Genomic DNA, 23,513 nt, shown 5'->3' with positions numbered 1-23,513 from the left:
ATGATGCGTTGCAAAAAAGAGAGCACCCCTTATGTTCGCCTTCTCTCGATTTCTGCTTTATTTCACTGAGGTGGCCCGCCAGGGTTCACTGCGCAAGGCTTCTGAGGTGCTGCACGTCTCGGCATCGTCAATCGATCGACAGATATTGCGGGTGGAGGAGCAGCTGGATATGCCACTGTTTGAGCGCCATCCATCAGGATTACGTATGACCGCCGCCGGTGAGATCCTGCTGAATGCAGCAAAAAACTGGCAGCGCGACTTTGGCCGCGTCTGTACACAACTGGACGATCTGCGCGGGTTGCGCCACGGTCATGTGCATATCGCCACCATCGATGCCATTAATCGCGGCTTCTTCTCCGCGATTTTGCAGCGCATTCGCGCCGACTATCCGGGCATTTCGTTTACGTTGACCACCATGAGCAACATTCATATTGCCAACGCGCTCACGGCGGGGGATGCGGATTTCGGCATCATGCTCAATCCGCAAAGCTCGCGCGAGCTGCTGGTGAAATCGTTTGCTGATTTACGTCTGGGGATTGTAGTGAGTAGCCAACATCCGCTGGCTAATCTGGAATCAATTCGCTTTAGCCACTGTGAATCCTGGTCGTTTATCGTACCGGCTGCGCCGCTGATGCTGGCCGATCCGCTGGACGCGTTGGTAAACAGTTCGGGGATTAAGATTAATGAAGTGGCGCGCACCAATAACATTCACATGCTGCGTTCGCTGGTGCGGGATGACGTGGGCATCAGCCTGATGTGCTGGCTGGATATCGTCGATGAATATCGGCGCGGTGAACTGAAGTTTATCCCGCTGATCGATACCGTGCTGAAACCCTTTACCTTATCGCTGTGCGTCGCGCCGCAGCGTCAGCTGTCCATTGCCGCCTCCATGATGCTGCGTGAACTGGAGTCGTTTTTTGCCTTGATGCAGAGTGAGGAGTTGCTGGCGGGAAGTGACAACATTGAATAGCGGTAGAAACAAGAAGCCCCAGCAGAACTGGGGCAATGATTCTTGCGCTTGATGTCTTAGATCTGGCACCGCACAGGTCGGGAGAAGAACGTCAGACTAGCTACGCGCTTATTCTATTCTGACGATAAAAATATTGCAATCGCACTGAACGCTTATCTGGAGTATAAATTTAACCTCTATAGGGAAATTATAAGTAGCGCAACCATGCCGAATAATTTTGATTTTACTGATATGGTTCGACTTGTCTCTCCAGCAAGACTCACCAGTTATCATACAGCGTTTTCAGTAACTAATAAGGCTGAGGTTTTTGGTCTTTATAGTTGGAATCTGGAACTTTCGGGTAGTATCAATAGTTTATTGCAACTGGTTGAGGTCGCATTACGTAATGCTATTAATGAAGCAGGTAAAGATTGTATTGTCGTCACACCTCATCAACTTTGGTTTGAACAGCTTCCTTATCATCTTATAACCGATGAAAATACAGCTCCTTCTGCTAATGGATTAAAGCCCTTAATTAAGGCCAGCCAGGTGAGAAATTTTGAGAGCGGGTTTGCAAAAGCGAAAAAGAATGCGCAGAGACTGCTCAGAAAAAAGCTCGGAGCAAACACAACAGCTGTTGCCACGCTTGACCAGATCATCTCTCAGACCGATTTCAGTGTCTGGGAGTATATTTTTGATAAAAGCTTTTATGACGGAGATGCTTCGAAAGGATTCCTTTGGCCTCGAGGCTTTTTGACAGCCTTCAAAAGGTTGCCGCACGTATCAGGCAAAAATCAGCAATTCCAGCAGCGTGATATTATCCGACGAAGAGTAGAATCAATCCGCATGTTAAGAAATCGTGTTGCGCATAACGAACCGGTTTGGAAGGATGTAGAATTTAGTGATTGCGCCGCTATTATTGCGGGCCTAACGAAAAAGATAGCTGAAATTGTTGAACTGACTTATTGGATTTCTCCCGTACTCAATACGTTTGTACGTAACAGTGCATTGATGCACAGACTAAATATGCTTCTTTGTGTGCATGAAATGGAGAATGCGACTTATCATAACGGTAGTCTGGAAATGACCAGTATGGATACGTTACACGACACCCTAATAAAAAGCGGTCAATACAATAGGAGGGTGTTGATTTCATTGCGAGGATTGAATGGCGTTATTCACGCCAGGAAGCACAGATTCAATTAAGAGTGTAATTAATATGCCGAAAGTCTTAATTTAATTTTGCCACGCTTTATTTTTGAAAAGCTAGGGCTATGTGCCCCAGCGACTTCTCAGGTAATTCACCGCCTCCTGCGTTTGCGGCTGATTGAGGTAATTTTCGCGGAACAAAATGGTGCCGTTAATTTGCGGCACCGACTCATTGAGATCGAGCTGTTTTTTCAACTCCGGCACGCCGCCGTTGACCGTCCAGTCGGGTTCGCTTTTCGAGGCTTCGCCGATTTTATACAGCGCGACGCCAATATACAGGCGCGTGTGCGTCGGCTTCACCACATCGGCCCACCAATTGGCCAGGACGTCGTAACGTGCTGCCTGGCGTGCGAACGGCCAGTAAAGCTGCGGCGCGATGTAATCGAGTAACCCCATTTGCACCCAGCGGCGCGTATCGGCATAGGCTTCGTCGTAAGCGGCCGCACCGCGCGTGTCGGAGCCCGCCGCATCATGGGAAAGATTGCGCCACACGCCCGCTGGGCTGACGCCAAATTCAACGTTTGGATTGAGCTGCTTAATGGTGCGTGAAACCTGCTCAATCAATAACAAGGTATTGTTGCGCCGCCAGTCAGCCTTAGAGGCAAAGCCCTGACCATATTGGCGGAAAGTGGCGCTGTCGTTGAGCATCGAACCGGGCGTTTCGGTATAGAAATAGTCATCGAACTGCACGCCATCAATGGGATAATGCGACACCACTTCTGCAACGATGCTGGTGATCCAGTCACGCGCCGCAGGAATGCCTGGATCGAGCACGAAGCGGTCGCTGGCGGTGCGGATCCAGTCGCGATGCAGCACATACACGCTAGCCGGCTGCAGCGCTAACGTATTGTTCAACGCATTCATGGTGGAGGGTTTGACGTTGGTAGAGACGCGGTAGGGATTAAACCACGCGTGCACCTTCATACCGCGTTGGTGCGCCTCATCGAGCATAAATTTCAGCGGATCGTAGCCGGGATCTGCACCGATTTTGCCAGTCAGCATATCGGACCACGGCAAAATACTTGAACGCCACAGCGCGGTACCGTCCGGTTTGACCTGGAAAAACACGGTATTGATGCCGAGGCTTTTCAGTTTATCCAGCTTGTCTGTCAACGCTTGTTGCTGCTGGTGAATACGACTGGCCGGGCTGGCATTGACAGAATTAATCGGTGGCCAGTCAAGGCGCGAAACCGTGGTCAGCCACACGCCACGCACCGGTTCTTTGCTTAACGTGGGTTTGGTGGGCATCGGCGGCTTGTTGACCGTTGGTAAAGGCGTTACCAGCGATTTCGGCGGCGGTGAGGAGCAGCTGGCGAGAGAGAGGGCGACAGCAATGGCCAGCAACGCAGCGGATTTTTTGTTGGTGTTAACCCAGGGAAAACGATGTGAACAGGCTATGATAAACTCCATTTCTTGCAACTTTCTGTTCGAAGAGCCTCATTCTCTTATCATGCGAACTAAAGTCAATATAATCGCACCTCATCAATGCGATGTAATACATTGCGCGATGAATCGCGCCGCTACAGATAGGTGCAATGACGTTGTAGCGGCGCAATTTATTGCGCGCAGCTAATTAATTCGAGGAACCCAAGACCTATGCAATACGAAGACCTTTATCGCCGTATCGGCCAGATCATCTTTAGCTGTGGCCCACAAGGTGCGCGGGAATTGATCGTCCAGGCCGAACTGTTTGCGGACGATGATGGCGGGCAATTTCAATTCGATTACATCGATGAAAACGGTGAGCCGGATTGGTTTGAACCGGATGCGCGGGCGATAGGCGATCTTTCGTTAGCGCTGAAAGACTTTCAGCAGTACTTCATTGATAACAACATGACCAACGGCTTGCCGGTGTGGCGAAAGTGCGCCATTAACCTTAATGTGCTGGAAGAGTCGATCAGTATCGACGTGCAGTACGATTAAGTTCCACGGCATCCTTGCCCGGAATTCAGCGCTTATGAGCGCAACGCCACCATCTCCTCACTTTTACGCGCTACGCGTTTACGCTGCACAATGCGACTGGCGGCCACCACCGCCAGCGTGAGCAGGCCGGTAGCAATAATCTCTGGTCGATGTTGCTGATTAAACAGCATGGCAATCAACACGCCGACGATGAATACCATCGTCGCCCACGTCAGGCCAGGGAACAGCCACATGCGATAGCTGAGCGTTTCGCCGCGCGCTTCGCGCTTTTTGCGCAGCACCAGATGCGAGGCGGCGATCACTAGATACACCAGCAAAGCGATGGCACCGGAACTGGCCAGCAGGAATTCAAACACCGCGCTGGGCGCCAGATAGTTAGCGATCACCGCAAGGAAGGCCGCTGCCGTGGAAAGCAGCACCGCCACCCACGGCGTGCCGCTGCGCGTGGTACGTGACGCCATGGCGGGTGCATCCTGACGGCGTGACAGCGAGTAGATCATGCGCGACGCGGTATACAGCGCCGAATTGAGACAGCTACACACCGCAATCAACACCACCACATCAACGATCTGTTTGGCGTAAGGCACGTTCATCATCTGCATCGCCGTCTGGTAAGAACCGGCTTTCATCAGTGATGGCGTGTTCCACGGCACCAGCGCTACCACAATGAAAATCGACAGCAAATAGAACAGCGCAATACGCCAGATCACCGAGTTGGTTGCCTGAGTAATCTGCTTCTTCGGCTCGCGCGATTCCGCTGCGGCAATGGTGACGATCTCCGTGCCCATAAACGAGAACATCGTGGTGAGAATCGCCGCCAATACCGCGCTGATGCCGTTTGGCATAAAGCCATGCGTATCATACAGATGCGAAATGCCTTGCGTGCTGCTGCCAGGCATTAAACCGAATACCGCCAGGCTGCCCGCGCAGAGGAAAGCGACAATCGCCACGACTTTCAGCAGAGCAAACCAAAACTCGAACTCGCCATAATTTTTGACGCTGAACAGGTTGCTGATGGTGAGAAACGTGGTGATCGCCAGCGTGTATTCCCATACCGCAACCTGTGGAAACCACGAATGCAGAATGGTGCCTGCCGCGTTGGCCTCCAGCGGAATTACCAGCACCCAAAACCACCAGTAGAGCCAGCCGATGGTAAAACCGGCCCAACGCCCCAGCGATTTGTCGGCGTAAGTGGAGAAGGAGCCGGAATCCGGTGAGGCCACCGCCATCTCCGCCAGCATACGCATAATCAGCACGACCAGCGCACCGGCGGCAAGGTAGGCCAGCAGCACGGCGGGACCGGCCTCAGCGATGGCATGACCCGAACCGACAAACAGTCCGGCGCCGATAACGCCACCAATCGATAACATCCGCACGTGGCGTGGCTTCAGGCCTTGCGCCAAAACATCGGCATTCTGTGAACTCATCAATATTTCTCCAAAGCGTCTCTCAGGCAGCAGCGGTCGCCACCAGGTTACAACAGGTGAGAAGCCCAGCCCGCAGCGCGGGCCGGGAAGAGTGGCAAAAGCCTAAGAATCGAAATGCTGACTCAGCACGCTGCTGAGAATCTCCAGCGCCTGGCTGAATTGCGCATCAGGGATGGTGAGCGGATAGAGGAAGCGGATGACATTGCCCTGTGGGCCGCAGGTCAGCAGCAGCAGCCCGTGCGCCATCGCCTGTTGCTGAATAGTCTGTGCGGTTTGCGCTGAGGCGAACTCCACCGCAATCATCGAGCCAAGACCACGAATATCGGTGATCGCCGCGCACTGGCTACGTATGCCGTGCAGAAAATCGGTCAGCTGTGCGCCGAGTTGTTGAGAACGCTCACACAGCTTCTCATCGGCAATCACGTCGAGCACCGCGTGTGCTGAGGCAATGGCGAGCGGGTTGCCGGCGTAGGTGCCGCCGAGACCACCGGGACCCGGCGCATCCATAATCTCGGCGCGACCGCTTACCGCTGAGAGCGGCATACCGCCCGCGAGACTTTTCGCCATCGTGATCAGATCTGCTTTCACCGCATAGTGTTCCATGGCGAACAGCTTACCGGTGCGGGCAAATCCGGATTGCACTTCATCGGCAATCAGTAAAATGCCGTGTTCATCGGCCAATGTGCGCAGGCGGTTGAAGAACTCAGGCGGGGCGACGTGGAATCCGCCTTCACCCTGAATCGGCTCGAGCACGATGGCGGCAACATCCTGCGGTGCGATGTCCTGAGTCAAGATATCCTGCAGGCTGGTCAGCGCATCCTCCACGCTGATGCCGGTGACGCTGTTGGGATAGCGCGCGTGCCATACCGAAGCAGGCATCGGGCCAAAATCGCGTTTGTAGGGTGCCACTTTGCCGGTCATCGCCATGGTCATAAAGGTGCGCCCGTGGAATGAATTGCCGAAAGTGATGATGCCGTGGCGCCGCGTGGCTGCACGCGCCACTTTCACCGCGTTTTCGACCGCTTCGGCGCCGGTGGAGAAGAAGGCGGTTTTGGCTTTGCCCGCAATGGGCACCACGCGGTTAAGGCGTTCGGCCAGCGCCACATAGCTCTCATACGGCGTGACCTGGAACGCCGTATGGGTAAATTTCTCTAACTGTTCGGCAATCGCCTGCACGATGCGTGGATGGCGGTGACCGGTATTCAGCACCGCAATGCCGCCGGCGAAATCGATCCAGCTATTGCCTTCACCGTCGCGCAGCGTCGCGTTTTCGGCGTGTTCTACATACCACTGACAAAGATTACCGGTGCCGCGTGGCAGGGCGTCATCTTTGCGTTGTTGCAACTGGCTGTTTTTACCTTCCATAACCTTTCCTTAGCGATACGCGTCTTTACAAATCACGACAAACACGCTTATTTATGCTCGGGCTGCGTTATGATGCCAGAGCCACTTTTAGAGAAAAGAGGGGAGCCAATTGCGAAGTTTGTACGCCGATCATGTATTAGAGCGCATGCAGTTTATGCAGGAAGGGACGTTGCAGCAGCGTTTGCTGGCTTGCATGCAAATCGCTATCGCTGAAGGGATATTTCCGCGCGCCACGCGATTACCCGCCACTCGCGATTTAGCGCGTGAACTGTCGGTGTCACGCAACACCGTGTTGAACGTGTATGAGAATTTGATGGCGCAGGGCTACGTCACGGCGCGCACCGGCAGCGGCACCTGGATTGCAGAAAACCTGCCGGAAGGCTCGCTGAACACGCCGCGCAATGACGCGGCCATGGCGCCATTAACCAGCAAACCGGCGGCAATTTCTAAACGCGGCGCATCTTTGCTCGGCCATGCCAATGCGTCGCCGTATCAGTGGGGAGCATTCGTTCCGGGTGCGCCCGATGTCACGCAGTTTCCGCATAAACTTTTCAGCCAAATTCAGGCGCGCCTGAACCGTGAACCGGATATTGAGCGGCTGATCTACAGCAGCAACGGCGGCTGTCCGCATTTACGCCAGGCATTGGCGGAGTACCTTAGCGTGGCGCGTTCGGTGCGTGCCGATGCCGATCAAATCATCATTACCGAAGGCATTCATCAGGCCGTGGATCTCGTGTCGCGCGTACTATGCGATCCCGGCGATCAAGTGTGGATTGAGGAGCCCGGCTATTGGGGAACGCGAAATTTGCTGCGCATTAATGGACTGAAAATTAATGCCATTTCAGTAGATGAGCAGGGCTTGATCCCGGAATTACCCTCGCGCAGTCGGGCACCCAAGATGATTTTCGTGACACCGTCACATCAATATCCCCTTGGCGTGCATCTTAGCCTTGAGCGCCGTAAACAGCTGCTGGATTTGGCGCGCAAACACAAAAGCTGGCTGGTTGAAGATGATTACGACAGTGAGTTTCGTTTCTCCGGCCAGCCGTTCCCATCACTGCAAGGGTTTGAACCGGATGCGCCAGTGATTTACATGGGCACCTTCAGCAAGACGCTCTATCCGGCACTGCGATTAGGTTATCTGGTGGTACCGAAAGCGCTGGCACAACCGCTGCGCGTGGCGGCGGCGGAACTCTATCGCGGCGGTCATCTGTTGGTGCAGCGCGCGTTGGCCGAGTTCATCCAGAAAGGGCATTACGTGGCGCACATCCGCCGCATGCGTAAGCTCTACAGCCAGCGCCGACGATTTATGATCGGCCTGATTGAACGCTATCTCGGTGCGGCGTTTTTACCGCTGGTGAATCATGAAGCGGGTTTGCATCTGGTGATGAATTTACCGGCTGGCTGCGACGATGTGGCGGTGGCCGCGCTGGCGCTGCGGCGTGGCGTAAAGGTGCGTCCGCTGTCGCAATACTATATGCATCCGCAGGACCGGCGCGGCTTGCTGCTGGGATTTGCCTGTGTCGACGAACGGCAGTGCCAGGATGCATTTGGTGTGCTTAAAGGTTGTTTGGTAGACGCAGGAATCGTTTAGACGATGACACACACTGTAGCGGCGCGATTTATCGCGCGTTTTAATGGCGGCACGTTGCTCATCCAGAAATCGCGCAATAAATTGCGCCGCTACGATAGGTGCTTTATGCCTTTCCGATGCTGTCTAAACGCTCAACCACTTCTGGCGTCAGCGTCACTTCGCGACTCGCTAGATTCTGCTTCAAATGCTCTGGCGATGAGGTGCCGGGAATCAGCAGAATGTTCGGTGAACGTTGCAGCAGCCACGCCAGCGCGACTTGTAACGGCGTAACGTTCAACTCGTTCGCCACTTCGGTTAGCCGATCCGACTGCAGCGGTGAAAAACCGCCCAGCGGGAAGAACGGCACGTAAGCAATTCCTTGTGCTGCCAGCTGATCGATTAGCGCTTCATCCTGGCGATTGGCCAGATTGTAGAGGTTCTGCACGCAGGCAATCGGCGTCATCGCCTGCGCATCGGCTACTTGTTTGGCGGTAACGTTGCTGAGCCCGATATGACGAATCAAACCACGCTCTTTCAGTTTGATCATCGCCTCCACCTGCGGCTCCAGCGAGCCTTCCTTCGGTCCATGCACGTCCAGCATCGAACGCAGATTCACCACTTCCATCACCTCAAGTCCGAGATTACGCAGGTTATCTTCCACCGCCTGCGTCAGCGCTTCCGGCGTAAATGCCGGCAGCCAGCCGCCTTTCTCATCGCGCCGCGCGCCCACTTTGGTGACGATCACCAGATCGTCAGCGTAAGGGTGCAACGCTTTTTTAATCAGCTGATTGGTTATGTGCGGGCCATAAAAGTCACTGGTGTCGATGTGATTGACGCCAGCGGCGATAGCATCGCGCAGCACCTGTAAAGCGCGTGCTTCATCTTTCGGCGGACCAAATACGCCGGGGCCAGCCAACTGCATGGCACCGTAACCGAGTCGTGCAACCTGGCGATCGCCAAGTGTATAAGTCATTGCGGGATGAGACATGGAAAGCTCCTTGGTCAGTGTGTAGAGAGATTGTAATCGCCCTGTCGCTGTGCAACTATCCGTGCAAATCGGGACACAGTGTACGGGGTGACGGACAATGGCGCTGGATATCGCACTGCTTCACGCAGTTGTAGCAGTAGCAAAAGCAGGTGGATTTCGTGAAGCGGCACGGATGACCGGCAGTAACCCGTCGCGCTTGAGTGATGCGGTGCGGCGCGCTGAAGAGCAGCTCGGCGTGCGGTTGTTCAATCGCACCACGCGAACGGTAGCGTTAACCGAAGCCGGCAGGGCGCTGATGTCGCGCTTACTGCCCGCAATGAATGAAGTGGATGCCGCACTGGATGCGCTAAATAATTTCCGCGATACGCCGGGCGGTACCTTACGTCTGAACGTACCGGTGAGCGCAGCACGCATCGTGTTACCGGCGATTGTGCCGGGCTTTCTGCAGCGCTATCCGGATATCCAGCTGGAAGTGGTGGCAGAAAGTAACGTGCAGGATGTGTTCCGCGATAGCTGCGATGCAGGGATTCGTTACGACGATCATCTGGAGCAGGATATGGTGGCGCTGCCGATTGGACCTCGCACTCAGCGTTTCGCCGCGGCGGCATCGCCCGGCTATCTGGCGCAGTTTGGTACGCCGCAGCATCCGCGCGAACTGATGCAGCATCGCTGTTTGTACGGGCGCTATGCGACGGGCGTGGTGGCCGAGTGGGAATTTACCCACGGCGAGGAAACCGTCCGCCTGCAGCCGCAGGGGCCGCTCATTTGTAGCATTGGCGCAGCAATGGATTTGACGGTTGAAGCGGCGATTGCCGGTTGCGGCGTAGTGTATCTGTTTGAAGATTGGATCAAACCGGCGCTCAACGATGGCAGCCTGCAGCCGATTTTGCCGCAATGGTGGCAAAGCTTTTCCGGCTTATGGCTCTACTACAACGGGCGTCGCCTGATCCCCGCGCCGCTGCAGGCATTTCTTGATTATGTGCGCGAGCTTAATGCTCAGACGTCTGTAGATTAATCAGCAAACAAGAGTCGCGACGACCACGACTAAAGGCCAATAAAAAAGCCGATAACCGTTGCCAGTTATCGGCTTTTTCGCATCACAGGTTATTACGCGTTCAGCAGCTGATCTGCCGTTTTCTCAACCAGCGCCAGCAGGACTTTAACATCCTCGAGCGTCATGGTTGGATTCAGCAGCGTCAACTTCAGGCAAGTTACGCCCTGGTTCTCAGTCACGCCGACGTTGGCACGGCCTGAATCCAGCAGCGCATCGCCGATACGCTGGTTGAACAGCGCAATCTGCGCGGTATCAGTCAGTTGCTCTGGACGGTAGCGGAACAGTACGCTGGCCAACTGTGGCTGCATCACCAGCTCCAGACGCGGTTCAGAGGTGACAAACTTCGCCACTTCCTGTGCCAGGGTAACACCGTGATCGATGATCGCGGCATACTGTTTCTGCCCCAGCGCTTCCAGGCCCATCCACAGTTTCAGCGCATCGAAACGACGCGTGGTTTGCAGTGACTTGGATACCAGATTCGGTACGCCTGCCTCTTCGTCAAACTCAGAGTTCAGGTAAGCCGCCTGATAGCGCATCAGCTCATAATGACGCTCATCTTTCAGCAGGAATGCACCGCAGCTAATGGTCTGGAAATACTGTTTATGGAAGTCCAGCGTGACAGAATCCACCAGTTCCAGGCCATCAAGGTAGTCGCGATACTTCTCGGAAAGCAGCAGTGCGCCGCCCCAGGCTGCATCAACGTGTACCCAGATATTGTGTTCTGCAGCGATACCGGCAATTTCACGCAGCGGATCGATAGCACCTGCATCGGTGGTACCGGCGGTGGCAACGATAGCCAGGATCTGTTCGCCGTTAGCGTCGGCCTGAGCCAGTTTGGCTTTCAGGTCTGACACATCCATACGAGCAAACTGATCGGACTTCACCTGTACCACAGACTGATAGCCGTGGCCGAGCAATGCCATGTTCTTCTGTACTGAGAAGTGCGCATTTTCTGAACACAGCACTTTTATCTTACGCAGATCGCCAGTAATGCCGTGCTGTTGCACCGAGTGCCCCTGACGCTGATAGAACGCATCACGCGCCAGCATCAGGCCCATCAGATTGCTCTGTGTGCCGCCGCTGGTGAAGACACCCGCATCGCCAGCCGGATAACCAACCTGTGCACGCAACCACTCGATCAGTTTGATCTCAATGATGGTGGCAGAAGGGCTCTGATCCCACGAATCCATACTCTGATTGGTGGCGTTAATCAACACTTCAGCCGCCTGGCTTACCACCAGGCTAGGGCAGTGCAGGTGCGCCACACACTGTGGGTGATGCACTGAAAGGCTATCTTTTAGGAAATATTCAATCGCGCGTTCAATCGCGGCCTGGTTACCCAGGCCGTTTGGATTGAAGTCGAGCGTGATACGCTCGCGCAGTTCGGCAACTGTTTTGCCTTGATACATCTCAGGCTGTTGCAGCCACTGCACAACCGCGGCGCTGCTTTGGGCAATCGCCTGCTGGTAAGCCTCAATGCTCGATGCAGAGGCGGCCAGAATCGGGTTTACTTCAGACATTTACTCTTCCAATCAAACAGGTTTGACGCCAGCGCCAATCAGCGCCTGCTCAAATTTATCCAGGAAAATCGCCAGCTCATCGTTGGTGATCAGCAGTGAAGGCAGCAGACGCAACACTGCGCCATGACGGCCACCGCGCTCCAGAATCAGACCTGCTTCGAAGCACTTCTTCTGCAGCAGCGCAGAGAGTTCGCCGTCTGCCGGGAAGCTGCCCATGTGGTCTGCCGCTTCGTTCGGTTTAACGATCTCAATACCGATCATCATGCCGAGACCGCGAACGTGACCAATCACCGGGAAACGTTTCTGCATAGCGGTCAACTGCGCTTTCAGCCATTCGCCCTGCGCCGCAACTTTGCCCGCGATATCCTGCTCTTTCAGGATTTTCAGCGTGGTCAGGCCGGTGGCCATCGCCAGCTGGTTACCACGGAAGGTGCCGGTGTGGTGACCTGGAGACCAAACGTCGAACTGCTTTTTGATGCCCAGCACCGCCAGTGGCAGACCGCCGCCGACAGCTTTAGACATCACAATGATGTCGGGTTCGATACCCGCGTGTTCGAAGGCGAAGAATTTACCGGTACGGGCAAAGCCAGCCTGAACTTCGTCAAGAATCAGCAGAATGCCGTGTTCCTGAGTCACTTTACGGATACGTTGCAGCCACTCAGCTGGCGCTGGGTTCACACCGCCTTCGCCCTGAACGGCTTCAAGGATAACTGCCGCAGGCTTGCGCACGCCGCTTTCCACGTCGTTGATCAGGTTATCGAAGTAGTAAGTCAGCGCTTTAACGCCGGCTTCACCACCGATGCCCAGCGGGCAGCGATACTGGTGCGGGTAAGGCATGAACTGGACTTCTGGCATCATGCCATCAACCGCCTCTTTAGGCGCCAGGTTACCGGTGACGGACAGCGCGCCGTGCGTCATACCGTGGTAGCCGCCAGAGAAGCTGATCACACCGCTACGACCAGTGGCTTTCTTCGCCAGTTTCAGCGCGGCTTCAACGGCATCGGCACCGGAAGGACCGGTGAACTGCAGGCAATAATCCTTACCCTGGCCAGGCAGCAGCGAGAGCAGAGATTCAGAGAACTGATCTTTAAGAGGCGTAGTCAGATCAAGAGTATGTAACGGCAAGCCGCTGGTAATGACATTTTGTATGCTCTGAAGAACATCAGGATGGTTATGACCCAGTGCCAGCGTCCCTGCGCCAGCCAGACAGTCAAGATATTGTTTATTCTCAACATCTGTGATCCACACGCCATGGGCTTTAGCGATCGCTAAAGGCAATTTGCGCGGGTAACTCCTAACGTTAGATTCAAACTCAGCCTGACGGGCTAAGAATGCGTCGTTGTTTCCGTTGAATGCATTGGCACCAAAACTATCAATACGGACTTTATCCGTCATCATATCTCTCCTTCAACCGGGGCTCGTATGGCTCGCCAATTGACTAATTGAACAAAAAAGTAACAGCTGTGAAAAAACGCGGCCAATATAGAGCCTTTTGACCTACATCACAATGATTAATTTTGTTTAGATTTGTTTACTCTTTCCATATATGAATCAGGGCGTTGGCCAGAAATTGGCCGCTTAATTTCGCACCGCTAATGGGGTGGTTAAAAAATAATCGAATGAATAAAGTGACTTATAGCCGCTAAGGCGATCCATGGACCAAAGGCGATAGCGTGATTGAGCTCGCGCCGCCAGGCCATTCTGGCAATCAAAACACATGAAATAGCGCCAGCCGAAGCGAATAACAGCACGGAGGGTAAAAGTGGCCAGCCTAGCCAGGCGCCCATTGCTGCCAGCAGTTTTGCATCACCCATTCCTAGCGCTTCAATGCCTCTAATTTGTTGATATACGGCGGCTAAGAGCCATAAAACGGCGTATCCGGCGATGGCACCTAATACGGCTTCGTGTAACGAGCCTGGCAGCCAGCCGAGGGTTTTAAACAGCAGACCGGCCCAAAGTAAAGGCAGCGTAATTACGTCGGGCAACAGCAAATGTTCGAGGTCGATTAGGGCGAGGACTATTAGCGCCCACAGCAATAGCAACGCGGCCATCAAGTGCAGAGTGAAAGGTAAAAGCCAGATAAACAGCAGCGTTAAAAGTGCCGTTAACAACTCGACCTGTGGATAACGCCCGCTAATTTCGCCACGGCAATACCGACATTTTCCGCGCAGCAGCAGCCAGCTCAGCAGCGGAATATTGTCGCGCCAGCGCAAGGGGGTAGCACAATTTGGACAATGAGAAGGTGGGTAGAACAAACTGAGCGCTAAGCCCGGTTGCAGCAATTGCCGCGGCAAACGATAGATCACCACATTGAGAAAGCTGCCAACCGATAACCCCAGCAAACTGCCAATTAACCCATATTCCCATTCCATTGCCGCTACTCCGCACCATCCAGCTCATTGGTGCCGAGACGTTACGCCGTAGCGAGCAGGAGTGCGAGAGGAAAAGGGAGGTTGCAGCGGCTTACATCAGAATTGCAGAGCGGGCTCGAGAATCAGCTGGTTCAAAATGTTTAAGACTGCTGTTTAAACAGCTGAATGGCTTCCTGCACGTTACTGGTAGCAAGCGACATGATGCGGTCGTTATTGAGAAACACATCATAGTGATCGGCATTAAAGCGAAACACATAGAGATCGCCGCGATAACGTAACCCTTTGGTCTTCACGCCAATATGGTGGCGGCGCAGTGCAGCCTGAGAAAGTCTGTCTGTCGCGTTACTCATCGCAATCTCCTCCAGTCGTTATAAGACATAACCTGACTCAGTATAGGGTTAAAACCTTAGGATAACCTTAAGAACAGTGCTGGTTCATGCTCAATAATGAGCAAATGCGACTTTTCCTCTACCAACCTTCAACGTGTCAGAAAAAGGCCATTGAGCACCTGACCCATTTAATGTTGCGTTAAGTTTACCGGCGTATTTTGGATTGCATGGTCGTAAAAAACACTTAAATCCAAGGTAATGCTATGAATTTTTTACCCTTTTCACGCCCTTCGCTTGGCGAGGAAGAGTTAGCAGCGGTCAAAGCGGTATTTGAATCAGGTTGGATTACCACCGGAACGAAAAACGCAGAACTGGAACAGGCCTTTTGCCAGCTGACCGGCAATCAACATGCGATTGCCGTCAGCTCCGCGACCGCCGGCATGCACGTTGCGCTGCTGGCGCTGGCCATTCAGCCCGGCGATGAAGTGATTACGCCTTCACTGACCTGGGTCTCCACGCTCAATATCATCACGCTGCTGGGTGCCACACCGGTGATGATAGATATCGATCGAGACACCTTAATGGTAACGCCGGAGCAGATCGAAGCGGCCATCACCCCGCGTACTCGCGCCATTATTCCGGTGCATTACGCCGGTGCGCCGGCCGATATGGACGCCATTCGTGCCATTGGCGCGCGTCACGGTATCGCGGTCATTGAAGATGCAGCCCACGCGACGGGTTGTTACTACCAGGGGCAGCACGTCGGTCATCAGGGCACCGCCATCTTCTCGTTCCACGCCATTAAAAATATGACCTGCGCCGAAGGTGGCTTAATTGTGACGGATGATGCGGCATTGGCCGATCGGATGCGCAGCCTGAAGTTCCACGGCTTAGGCGTGGATGCCTACGACCGACATACGCACGGGCGTAAACCACAGGCGGAAGTGATCATGCCTGGCTTTAAATACAACCTGCCGGATATCAGCGCCGCTATTGCGCTGGTTCAATTGAAGAAGTTGCCCGCTATTAACCAACGCCGTGCCGCCATCGCACAGCGCTATCTTTCCGAGTTGGCGGATACGCCATTTATGCCGCTGGCGCAGCCTGGCTGGCGACATCAGCACGCCTGGCACCTGTTCATCATTCGCGTCGATGAAGCGCAGTGCGGCATCAGCCGTGATGCGCTGATGGAGGCATTAAAAGCCCAGGATATCGGCACCGGGCTGCATTTCCGCGCGGCGCACACGCACAAATATTACCGCGAGCGCTATCCGCAGCTGTCGCTGCCGAATACCGAATGGAACAGCGATCGCATCTGCTCAATACCGTTGTTCCCTGATATGCGCGACGAGGACGTCGCTCGCGTGGTTAACGCGTTACGTCAGATTGCTGGAGTTTGACATGCTGGAAGAGAAAGCGATTCGTAAAGTATCCGTGGTGATCCCAGTCTATAACGAGCAGGAGAGCCTGCCGGAACTGCTGCGTCGCACCGACGCGGCCTGCGCGGGATTGGGGCTCGATTATGAAATTTTGCTGGTAGATGACGGCAGCAGCGATCGCTCCGGCGAGATGATCGCCGATGCGGCGGATATGCCCGGCAGCCACGTGGTCGGCGTGTTACTAAATCGTAATTACGGTCAACACTCGGCGATTATGGCCGGTTTCAGCCACGTCAGCGGCGATGTGATCATTACGCTGGATGCCGATCTGCAAAACCCGCCGGAGGAGATCCCGCATCTGGTGCATGCCGCGCTGCAGGGTTATGACGTGGTCGGCACGGTGCGGCAGAACCGTCAGGATAGCTGGTTCCGTCGCCGTGCATCGCGCACCATCAACCAGCTTATTCAGCGCGTCACCGGCAAAGCGATGGGCGATTACGGCTGCATGCTGCGCGCCTATCGCCGCCATATTGTTGATGCGATGCTGAACTGCCATGAGCGCAGCACCTTTATCCCGATCCTCGCCAACACCTTCGCGCGACGCACTATCGAGTTGCCCGTTGCGCACGCTGAGCGTGAGTTTGGTGATTCCAAATACAGCTTTATGCGGCTGATCAACCTGATGTACGACCTGGTGACCTGCCTGACCACCACGCCACTGCGTTTGTTAAGCATCGTTGGCAGCTTAATCGCCTTAACCGGTTTCGCCTTCTCGCTAGTGTTGATCGTGCTGCGCCTGTTCCTCGGCGCCGCCTGGTCTGGCGACGGCGTATTCCTGCTGTTCGCCGTGCTGTTCATTTTTGTCGGCGCGCAGTTTATCGGTATGGGCTTACTCGGCGAATACATTGGACGTATTTACAACGATGTTCGCGCGCGTCCGCGCTACTTCATTCAACGTGTTATTCACCCACAGCAAGACACCGCTTCAGTACAGGAAATTAAGCAATGAAAACAATCGTCTTCGCCTACGCCGAAATGGGCTGCACTGGCATTACTGCGTTGTTGAACGCGGGTTATGAAATCAGCGCTATCTTCACTCACGCTGACACCTCGCCAGAGAGCCACGCTTTTCCTTCGGTGGCGCGGCTGGCTGCGGAACATGGCATTGCGGTGTATGCGCCGGAAGATGCGGATCACCCGCTGTGGGTCGATCGCATCAAATCGATGACGCCGGATTTCATCTTCTCCTTCTATTATCGCAAGCTGCTGAGCGACAACATTCTCAATTGCGCCCGCGTGGGGGCGTTTAATCTGCACGGCTCGCTGTTGCCGAAATATCGTGGCCGTGCGCCGCTCAACTGGGTGCTGGTGAACGGTGAAAAAGAAACCGGTGTTACGCTGCATCGCATGGTGAAACGTGCTGATGCGGGCGACATCGTGGCGCAACAGCGCGTCGCCATCGACGAACAGGACAATGCGTTAACCTTGCATCGCAAACTGGTGGCCTGCGCCACGCAGTTGCTGGAAAGCGCACTGCCCGCGTTGCAATACGGCGATATCGTGACAACGCCGCAGGATCACAGTCAGGCGACGGTGGTGGGACGCCGTACGCCGGATGATGGGCGCATCAAGTGGGAGCAGTCGGCTCAATCTATTAATAATCTGGTGCGTGCGGTAACCGATCCCTGGCCCGGCGCGTTCGCGTTCGCCGGTACGGTGAAATTTGTGGTGTGGAAAGGGCGCGTGCACAGCACTGAGCAGCACGCTAAACCCGGCACCGTGCTATCCGTCGAACCCTTCATTATTGCCTGTGGTGAAGGGGCACTGGAAGTGGTCACCGGTCAAAGTGACAACGGTGTGTATATGAATGGCAGCCAGCTGGCACAGAGCCTCGGCATGGTGAAGGGCGCGTTGCTCTATTCCCAGCCGGTGGCTGCGGTGAAACGCCGCACGCGTGTGCTGATCCTCGGCGTGAATGGCTTTATCGGTAACCATTTGACCGAACGTTTGCTGCAGGATGATAACTTCGAGGTTTACGGTTTAGATATTGGTTCTGATGCCATCAGCCGCTTCCTTGATCAGCCGCGCTTCCACTTTGTTGAAGGCGACATCAGTATTCATTCGGAGTGGATTGAGTATCACATCAAGAAGTGTGATGTGGTGCTGCCACTGGTGGCGATTGCGACACCGATTGAGTACACCCGTAATCCGCTGCGCGTATTCGAACTCGATTTTGAAGAGAACCTCAAAATCATTCGTGACTGCGTGAAGTATAAAAAGCGCATTATTTTCCCTTCAACGTCCGAAGTGTACGGCATGTGCACCGATCAGCATTTCGATGAGGATCACTCCAACCTGGTGGTGGGGCCGATCAATAAACAGCGCTGGATCTACTCGGTCTCCAAGCAACTGCTGGATCGGGTGATTTGGGCCTACGGCGAGAAAGAGGGGTTACGCTTCACGCTGTTCCGTCCGTTTAACTGGATGGGGCCGCGTCTGGATAACCTCAACGCCGCGCGTATTGGCAGCTCACGCGCCATCACTCAGTTGATTCTCAATCTGGTGGAAGGTTCGCCGATCAAGCTAATCGATGGTGGCGCGCAAAAACGCTGTTTCACCGATATCAGTGATGGCATTGAAGCGCTGTTCCGCATTATCGAAAACCAGCACAACAATTGCGATGGCCAAATCGTGAATATCGGTAACCCGGAAAATGAAGCCAGCATCAAAGAGTTGGCTGAACGGCTGCTGGCCAGCTTTGAGCGTCATCCACTGCGCAGCAACTTCCCGCCGTTTGCCGGCTTCCGCGAAGTGGAAAGCAGCAGCTATTACGGCAAGGGTTACCAGGACGTGGAACACCGCAAGCCGTCGATCAAGAATGCGCGCCGCCTGATCGACTGGACGCCGACGGTCGAAATGGACACCACCATCGATAACACGCTGGACTTCTTCCTGCGCACCGTTGAGCTGCAGGAGAAGCCATGAAGAGAGTCGGTTTACGCGTTGATGTGGATACCTGGCGCGGCACCCAACTTGGCGTGCCTGCTCTGCTGGAGCAATTCAGTCTGCATCAGCTGCAGGCCAGTTTTTTCTTCAGCATAGGACCTGACAACATGGGACGCCACTTGTGGCGGCTGATGAAACCGCGCTTTCTGTGGAAAATGCTGCGTTCACGCGCAGCATCGCTCTACGGCTGGGATATTTTGCTGGCCGGCACCGCCTGGCCGGGACGTGAAATTGGTCGCGGCCTGGAGGAGATTATCAGCGCCACTGCCGACCACCATGAAGTGGGGTTGCACGCCTGGGATCACTTTGCCTGGCAAACCTGGGCGGGTGTCTGGCCAGCAGATAAGCTGGAAGAGCAGATAGCCCGTGGTAAACAGGCGCTGGAGGCGATAATTAGTGACAATGTCACCTGCTCTGCGGTGGCGGGCTGGCGGGCAGATGGCCGCGTGGTAGCCGCTAAACAGCGCTTTGGTTTTCGTTATAACAGCGACTGCCGCGGCAGCGGACCCTTTTTGCCCATGCTCAGTGATGGCAGCACGGGCACGGTGCAGATTCCAGTGACGTTACCCACATGGGATGAAGTGGTCGGCCAGTCGGCTAGCGCCGAAGGATTCAATGACTACATCCTTGAGCAAATTCATGCCGCGAGCGGCTCGCCGGTTTACACCATTCATGCCGAAGTGGAAGGCATTGTTGGCCTTGAGGCGTTCGGCGATCTGCTACGACGTGCGGCGCAGCAGGAGATCTGTTTTTGCCCGCTGAGCGCGCTGTTACCCGATGATCTCACTACGCTGCCACAGGGCTCCATCGTGCGCGGACATATTCCCGGACGTGAAGGCTGGCTAGGCTGCCAACGTTAATTTTCAACAGGATTCACGGATGCGAACAGGCACCAAAACCGCGCTGCTCTTGGCACTCTTTGCGCTGTATTACCTGATCCCGATAGAATTCCGCGCCTTATGGCAGCCGGATGAAACCCGCTATGCCGAAATCAGCCGCGAAATGTTGTTCAGCGGTAATTGGGTGGTACCGCACTTCTTTGATTTACGCTATTTCGAGAAGCCGATTGCCGGTTATTGGGTGAATAATCTCGGCCAACTGCTGTTCGGACACAGTAACTTTGGCGTACGCGCCGGCGCGATTTTTAGCACCACGTTAAGTGCGCTACTGATCTACTGGCTGGGTATGCAGATGTTTGCCCGTCGCCAAATCGCACTGAGCGGCAGCGTTATTTTCCTGACTTCGCTATTAGTATACGGCGTGGGAACTTATGCGGTGCTTGACCCGATCCTGCTGCTGTGGCTGGTAGCGGCGATGTGCAGTTTTTGGCTGGCCGCCCAGGCGCAGAACACGCAGCAGCGCTTATGGGGTTATGTGCTGCTCGGCGCCGCCTGCGCCATGGGTTTCATGACCAAAGGTTTTCTGGCGCTGGCGGTGCCGGTGCTGGCAATTCTCCCCTGGGCCATTTGGCAGCGTCGTTTTACTGAGCTGTTACGCTGGGGTCCGCTGACTATCGTGGTTGCCGCGCTGCTCAGCTCGCCGTGGGCGCTGGCAATCAATCAGCAGGAAGGCGATTTCTGGCACTACTTCTTCTGGGTTGAGCATATTCAGCGTTTCGCCGAGGCGGATGCGCAGCACAAGGCGCCATTCTGGTACTACCTTCCGGTGCTGCTGGCGGGATGTCTGCCGTGGCTGGCGCTGCTGCCCGGATCGCTGATGGGGGCGTGGCGCCAGCGCAGTCAGCATGCCGGAACGGTGTATCTGCTGAGCTGGGTGCTGCTGCCACTGCTGTTTTTCAGTATCGCCAAAGGCAAACTGCCAACCTATATTCTGCCGTGCTTCGCCCCGCTGGCGTTGTTAATGGCGCACTATGCGCACAGCGGATCGGCGCAGGTGATGGACGCGCTCAGAGTGAATGGGTGGATTAACCTGCTGTTCGGCGCGCTTACCACACTGGTGTTATTGGTGGTGCTGGCGCCCTGGGGCGTGGCACAAAGGCCGGTTTACAGCAGCGATGAAGTCAGCGGAGTGATCTGTGCGGCGCTTATCTTTATCGCATGGGGCGTGATGGGCTGGCTGAGCCGCAAACCGCAGCAGGGCCGCTGGCAGTTAGCCGCGCTCTGTCCGCTGGCGCTGGCGCTGCTGGTTGGTTTTGCTATCCCACACAAGGTGCGCGACTCAAAACAGCCGCAGAGCTTTGTCAGTGCGGTGCATGACCAACTGGCATCCAGCCGTTATCTGCTGGCAAATAATCCTGGCGTGGCATCGGCGGTTGCGTGGGAGCTGCAGCGCAGCGATATCAATTTCTATGATGCGAAAGGTGAGTTGCAATATGGCCTGAGCTATCCGGATGCGCAGTCGCATTATATTGATGCAGATGACTTTGCCGACTGGCTACGCGTGCATCGTCGTCAGGGGCGAGTTTCGTTGGTGTTGATGATGAGTTCGAGTGACAGCACGCCGGACAAAAACTTACCGCAACCCGATGACGTCTATCGTCAGGGGCGGCTGGTTTATTACGGCTACGATGCGAAACCATGAATCTACTGCTGATTTTATTAGTAAGCGTGCTGAGTTGCGCCGCCCAGCTTTGCCAAAAGCAGGCGGCACATTTGGGCCTTCAACGCGGTAAAAAACGCCTGCTGATGTGGATCGCCCTGAGCATACTGCTACTCGGCGCGGCAATGTTGTTGTGGTTGATGGTGCTGCGCGTTGTGCCGGTCAGCGTTGCTTATCCGATGCTGAGCCTTAATTTTGTGTTAGTGGCTGTAGCCGCGCGGCTGATATGGCGGGAAACGTATAGCGTGCAGCAGTGGATCGGTACCCTGGCGATTGTCGCCGGCGTGGCGCTAATGGGAAGTCATCTATGAAAGGGCTGACGCTGGCGCTGTGCAGCGTGTTACTGGTGTCGTTGGCGCAGTTGGTTCTGCGCCTGGCGATGCTCGATCTCCCACCGTTTAGGGAGATATTGCAGATGCATCACCTGAAACCGCTGCTGTTACTCGCCATCGGCCTCGGCGCCTATGCGCTGTCGATGCTGTGCTGGATGCTGGCGTTGCGTCATCTGCCACTGAATCGACTCTATCCATTACTGAGCTTGAGCTATGTGCTGGTTTGGCTGGCCGCGATTTCATTACCGACATTCGGTGAAAACTTCCGTTGGAGCAGCTTTGCGGGCGTAATGCTGATCGTGCTGGGGTTGCTGCTGGTGTCGTTACCGAAACGAAGCTAAGCCCATTTCATAGTGGGATAGGATTCAGCCCGTAATCCGCAGATGCTTTTCCCCTAAATCCGCCAATGCAGCCGCGCCCAGCATGCCTAAATCACGACTGATCTCGCTGGTAATCAAGTCAATCGCCAGGTTCACCCCCGCCGCGCCGCCCACGGCGCAGGCATAATTAAAGGGCCGTCCAACAAAGCAGGCTTGCGCGCCCAGCGCGATGGCTTTTATCGCATCGGTACCGCGCCGAATGCCGCTATCAAACATCACCGTCATATCCCCGACGGCCTCAACAATCTCCGGCAAAACGTAGAGTGGCGGAATCACGGTATCGAGCTGGCGCCCGCCATGATTGGAGACCACAATCCCATCGATGCCGATAGCTTTACAGCGCAGCGCATCGGTACGACTGAGAATACCTTTGATCACCATGGCGCCCGGCCAGCGGCCGCGAATGTGTTCAATATGCTGCCAGGTTAAATGGCTTCGGCCGCTGAAATCCCGCACCGCGTTTTTCGAAAAAAGCGGTGCGCCACGCTGCGCGCTATTGTTCTCGAAATAGGGCATGCCGCTTTTTAACACCGTCTTTAGCAAGGTGCCGGTTAACCAGCGTGGATGCGTGATGCCTTCCCATGCCAGCCGCAGGCTGGGACGGAACGGCGTAGCGAAACCGGCGCGCACGTTATTTTCGCGGTTGGCTTTGACGGGCGTATCTACGGTGATGACCAGCACCGGAATGTCTGCGCGTTTTACCCGATCGATCAGGGCATCAATCTCTTCCAGCGTTTTCGGTAGATAGGCCTGAAACCACATGTTGGGATTGACCTGCGCCACATCTTCCAGCCGCGTGAGCGAGGAACCACTCATGATAAACGGCACGTTTTTCTCCTTTGCGCAGCGTGCCAGCGTAATGTCCCCATCAAAACCGGTTAAGGCAGAAATGCCCATCGGCGCTATACCCACCGGTGCGGCGTAGCGATGGCCAAATAGATCAACGTGGATGTTGCGCTGCGACACATCCACCATATTTTCCGGAATCAGGCTGTAACGTGCGTAGGATGCGAGCGTATTGCGCAGCGCAATATTGTCTTCGACGCCGCCCGAAACATAGGCGAAGAGCGGATGCGGCAAATGACGTTGGGCGTACTTTTCGAAGTCATTCAGGGATAGACAACGCGACAGCATATTGCGCATGGAGA

The 23,513-nt window shown here is 55.0% G+C and carries 21 protein-coding genes; 12 read left to right on the top strand and 9 right to left on the bottom strand.

What is annotated here, in order from left to right; all coding sequences use genetic code 11:
* The first annotated feature begins 31 nt into the window (after nt 1-31).
* Both WFL93_RS06150 and WFL93_RS06145 read left to right on the top strand, forming a co-directional pair.
* Entirely contained in the window at nt 32-970 is a 939-nt protein-coding gene (locus WFL93_RS06150) for a LysR family transcriptional regulator (protein ID WP_336777535.1), read from the top strand.
* A gap of 204 nt (nt 971-1,174) precedes the next feature.
* The gene (locus WFL93_RS06145; RefSeq protein ID WP_336777534.1) at nt 1,175-2,155 is read left to right on the top strand and encodes a hypothetical protein; all 981 of its coding nucleotides are present in this window, start codon (nt 1,175-1,177) and stop codon (nt 2,153-2,155) included.
* 66 nt (nt 2,156-2,221) lie between these two features.
* Here WFL93_RS06145 and WFL93_RS06140 read toward each other — a convergent pair whose 3' ends face one another.
* On the bottom strand, nt 2,222-3,568 hold the full coding sequence (locus WFL93_RS06140) for a glycoside hydrolase family 10 protein (protein ID WP_336777533.1): 1,347 nt from the start codon (nt 3,566-3,568) through the stop codon (nt 2,222-2,224).
* Nucleotides 3,569-3,754: 186 nt separating this feature from the next.
* On the opposite strand from WFL93_RS06140, the gene WFL93_RS06135 reads away from it, so the two are divergent.
* On the top strand, nt 3,755-4,081 hold the full coding sequence (locus WFL93_RS06135) for a hypothetical protein (RefSeq protein WP_007892999.1): 327 nt from the start codon (nt 3,755-3,757) through the stop codon (nt 4,079-4,081).
* 32 nt (nt 4,082-4,113) lie between these two features.
* On the opposite strand, the gene gabP is transcribed toward WFL93_RS06135, so the two are convergent.
* Both gabP and gabT read right to left on the bottom strand, forming a co-directional pair.
* A complete protein-coding gene (gabP, locus tag WFL93_RS06130) occupies nt 4,114-5,508 on the bottom strand; it encodes a GABA permease (RefSeq protein WP_336777532.1) in 1,395 nt (464 codons plus the stop codon).
* A 102-nt stretch (nt 5,509-5,610) separates the two neighbouring features.
* Complete coding sequence (gene gabT / locus WFL93_RS06125) at nt 5,611-6,873, bottom strand: 4-aminobutyrate--2-oxoglutarate transaminase (RefSeq protein ID WP_336777531.1); 1,263 nt, start codon at nt 6,871-6,873, stop codon at nt 5,611-5,613.
* 109 nt (nt 6,874-6,982) lie between these two features.
* On the opposite strand from gabT, the gene pdxR reads away from it, so the two are divergent.
* The gene (pdxR, locus tag WFL93_RS06120; RefSeq protein ID WP_336777530.1) at nt 6,983-8,467 is read left to right on the top strand and encodes a MocR-like pyridoxine biosynthesis transcription factor PdxR; all 1,485 of its coding nucleotides are present in this window, start codon (nt 6,983-6,985) and stop codon (nt 8,465-8,467) included.
* Nucleotides 8,468-8,570: 103 nt separating this feature from the next.
* Here the strand turns inward: pdxR and WFL93_RS06115 are convergent, their stop codons facing one another.
* Complete coding sequence (locus tag WFL93_RS06115; protein WP_336777529.1) at nt 8,571-9,434, bottom strand: aldo/keto reductase family oxidoreductase; 864 nt, start codon at nt 9,432-9,434, stop codon at nt 8,571-8,573.
* Between the two features lie 97 nt (nt 9,435-9,531).
* Between WFL93_RS06115 and WFL93_RS06110 the strand changes: the two genes are divergently transcribed.
* Complete coding sequence (locus tag WFL93_RS06110; protein ID WP_336777528.1) at nt 9,532-10,449, top strand: LysR family transcriptional regulator; 918 nt, start codon at nt 9,532-9,534, stop codon at nt 10,447-10,449.
* A 92-nt stretch (nt 10,450-10,541) separates the two neighbouring features.
* On the opposite strand, the gene WFL93_RS06105 is transcribed toward WFL93_RS06110, so the two are convergent.
* The 4 genes from WFL93_RS06105 to WFL93_RS06090 form a co-directional block, all read right to left on the bottom strand.
* Entirely contained in the window at nt 10,542-12,008 is a 1,467-nt protein-coding gene (locus WFL93_RS06105; RefSeq protein ID WP_336777527.1) for a pyridoxal phosphate-dependent decarboxylase family protein, read from the bottom strand.
* 12 nt (nt 12,009-12,020) lie between these two features.
* The gene (locus tag WFL93_RS06100; RefSeq protein ID WP_036622040.1) at nt 12,021-13,406 is read right to left on the bottom strand and encodes a diaminobutyrate--2-oxoglutarate transaminase; all 1,386 of its coding nucleotides are present in this window, start codon (nt 13,404-13,406) and stop codon (nt 12,021-12,023) included.
* A 206-nt stretch (nt 13,407-13,612) separates the two neighbouring features.
* Nucleotides 13,613-14,380: a prepilin peptidase gene (locus tag WFL93_RS06095; protein ID WP_336777526.1), complete on the bottom strand. Its 768-nt coding sequence runs from the start codon at nt 14,378-14,380 to the stop codon at nt 13,613-13,615.
* A 140-nt stretch (nt 14,381-14,520) separates the two neighbouring features.
* A complete protein-coding gene (locus tag WFL93_RS06090) occupies nt 14,521-14,730 on the bottom strand; it encodes a hypothetical protein (RefSeq protein ID WP_007892990.1) in 210 nt (69 codons plus the stop codon).
* A gap of 242 nt (nt 14,731-14,972) precedes the next feature.
* Here WFL93_RS06090 and arnB point away from each other — a divergent pair, with 242 nt between their 5' ends.
* The 7 genes from arnB to arnF are packed head-to-tail and all read left to right on the top strand — an operon-like array spanning nt 14,973 to nt 22,326.
* Nucleotides 14,973-16,109, top strand: a complete 1,137-nt coding sequence (gene arnB, locus WFL93_RS06085) for a UDP-4-amino-4-deoxy-L-arabinose aminotransferase (protein WP_336777525.1) — start codon at nt 14,973-14,975, stop codon at nt 16,107-16,109.
* A 1-nt stretch (nt 16,110) separates the two neighbouring features.
* On the top strand, nt 16,111-17,097 hold the full coding sequence (gene arnC, locus WFL93_RS06080; RefSeq protein WP_336777524.1) for an undecaprenyl-phosphate 4-deoxy-4-formamido-L-arabinose transferase: 987 nt from the start codon (nt 16,111-16,113) through the stop codon (nt 17,095-17,097).
* Nucleotides 17,094-19,073 (top strand): bifunctional UDP-4-amino-4-deoxy-L-arabinose formyltransferase/UDP-glucuronic acid oxidase ArnA, encoded by a 1,980-nt coding sequence (gene arnA, locus WFL93_RS06075; RefSeq protein WP_336777523.1) that lies wholly within the window; start codon nt 17,094-17,096, stop codon nt 19,071-19,073. The genes arnC and arnA overlap by 4 nt, the downstream gene beginning before the upstream one ends.
* A complete protein-coding gene (gene arnD / locus WFL93_RS06070; RefSeq protein WP_336777522.1) occupies nt 19,070-19,954 on the top strand; it encodes a 4-deoxy-4-formamido-L-arabinose-phosphoundecaprenol deformylase in 885 nt (294 codons plus the stop codon). The genes arnA and arnD overlap by 4 nt, the downstream gene beginning before the upstream one ends.
* Before the next feature lie 19 nt (nt 19,955-19,973).
* On the top strand, nt 19,974-21,635 hold the full coding sequence (arnT, locus tag WFL93_RS06065) for a lipid IV(A) 4-amino-4-deoxy-L-arabinosyltransferase (RefSeq protein WP_336777521.1): 1,662 nt from the start codon (nt 19,974-19,976) through the stop codon (nt 21,633-21,635).
* Nucleotides 21,632-21,964 carry a 4-amino-4-deoxy-L-arabinose-phosphoundecaprenol flippase subunit ArnE gene (arnE, locus tag WFL93_RS06060; RefSeq protein WP_336777520.1) on the top strand — a complete coding sequence of 111 codons (333 nt, stop codon included), beginning with the start codon at nt 21,632-21,634 and terminating at the stop codon, nt 21,962-21,964. The genes arnT and arnE overlap by 4 nt, the downstream gene beginning before the upstream one ends.
* Nucleotides 21,961-22,326, top strand: a complete 366-nt coding sequence (arnF, locus tag WFL93_RS06055; protein WP_049853413.1) for a 4-amino-4-deoxy-L-arabinose-phosphoundecaprenol flippase subunit ArnF — start codon at nt 21,961-21,963, stop codon at nt 22,324-22,326. The genes arnE and arnF overlap by 4 nt, the downstream gene beginning before the upstream one ends.
* 24 nt (nt 22,327-22,350) lie before the next feature.
* On the opposite strand, the gene WFL93_RS06050 is transcribed toward arnF, so the two are convergent.
* Nucleotides 22,351-23,508 carry an alpha-hydroxy acid oxidase gene (locus WFL93_RS06050; RefSeq protein ID WP_336777519.1) on the bottom strand — a complete coding sequence of 386 codons (1,158 nt, stop codon included), beginning with the start codon at nt 23,506-23,508 and terminating at the stop codon, nt 22,351-22,353.
* Nucleotides 23,509-23,513: the final 5 nt, after the last annotated feature.

Origin of the sequence: Pantoea sp. USHLN256, from assembly GCF_037149875.1 — a bacterium.
Lineage (GTDB): Bacteria > Pseudomonadota > Gammaproteobacteria > Enterobacterales > Enterobacteriaceae > Pantoea > Pantoea nemavictus.
Note: the sequence above shows the minus strand (reverse complement) of the source record. Positions and strands in the feature narration are given on the sequence as shown.

Coding starts and splice junctions, on each gene's coding strand:
- WFL93_RS06150 (WP_336777535.1), top strand. CDS start 32: ATGTTCGCCTTCTCTCGATTTCTGCTTTATTTCACTGAGGTGGCCCGC.
- WFL93_RS06145 (WP_336777534.1), top strand. CDS start 1,175: ATGCCGAATAATTTTGATTTTACTGATATGGTTCGACTTGTCTCTCCA.
- WFL93_RS06140 (WP_336777533.1), bottom strand. CDS start 3,568: ATGGAGTTTATCATAGCCTGTTCACATCGTTTTCCCTGGGTTAACACC.
- WFL93_RS06135 (WP_007892999.1), top strand. CDS start 3,755: ATGCAATACGAAGACCTTTATCGCCGTATCGGCCAGATCATCTTTAGC.
- gabP (WP_336777532.1), bottom strand. CDS start 5,508: ATGAGTTCACAGAATGCCGATGTTTTGGCGCAAGGCCTGAAGCCACGC.
- gabT (WP_336777531.1), bottom strand. CDS start 6,873: ATGGAAGGTAAAAACAGCCAGTTGCAACAACGCAAAGATGACGCCCTG.
- WFL93_RS06115 (WP_336777529.1), bottom strand. CDS start 9,434: ATGTCTCATCCCGCAATGACTTATACACTTGGCGATCGCCAGGTTGCA.
- WFL93_RS06110 (WP_336777528.1), top strand. CDS start 9,532: ATGGCGCTGGATATCGCACTGCTTCACGCAGTTGTAGCAGTAGCAAAA.
- WFL93_RS06105 (WP_336777527.1), bottom strand. CDS start 12,008: ATGTCTGAAGTAAACCCGATTCTGGCCGCCTCTGCATCGAGCATTGAG.
- WFL93_RS06100 (WP_036622040.1), bottom strand. CDS start 13,406: ATGATGACGGATAAAGTCCGTATTGATAGTTTTGGTGCCAATGCATTC.
- WFL93_RS06095 (WP_336777526.1), bottom strand. CDS start 14,380: ATGGAATGGGAATATGGGTTAATTGGCAGTTTGCTGGGGTTATCGGTT.
- WFL93_RS06090 (WP_007892990.1), bottom strand. CDS start 14,730: ATGAGTAACGCGACAGACAGACTTTCTCAGGCTGCACTGCGCCGCCAC.
- arnB (WP_336777525.1), top strand. CDS start 14,973: ATGAATTTTTTACCCTTTTCACGCCCTTCGCTTGGCGAGGAAGAGTTA.
- arnC (WP_336777524.1), top strand. CDS start 16,111: ATGCTGGAAGAGAAAGCGATTCGTAAAGTATCCGTGGTGATCCCAGTC.
- arnA (WP_336777523.1), top strand. CDS start 17,094: ATGAAAACAATCGTCTTCGCCTACGCCGAAATGGGCTGCACTGGCATT.
- arnD (WP_336777522.1), top strand. CDS start 19,070: ATGAAGAGAGTCGGTTTACGCGTTGATGTGGATACCTGGCGCGGCACC.
- arnT (WP_336777521.1), top strand. CDS start 19,974: ATGCGAACAGGCACCAAAACCGCGCTGCTCTTGGCACTCTTTGCGCTG.
- arnE (WP_336777520.1), top strand. CDS start 21,632: ATGAATCTACTGCTGATTTTATTAGTAAGCGTGCTGAGTTGCGCCGCC.
- arnF (WP_049853413.1), top strand. CDS start 21,961: ATGAAAGGGCTGACGCTGGCGCTGTGCAGCGTGTTACTGGTGTCGTTG.
- WFL93_RS06050 (WP_336777519.1), bottom strand. CDS start 23,508: ATGCGCAATATGCTGTCGCGTTGTCTATCCCTGAATGACTTCGAAAAG.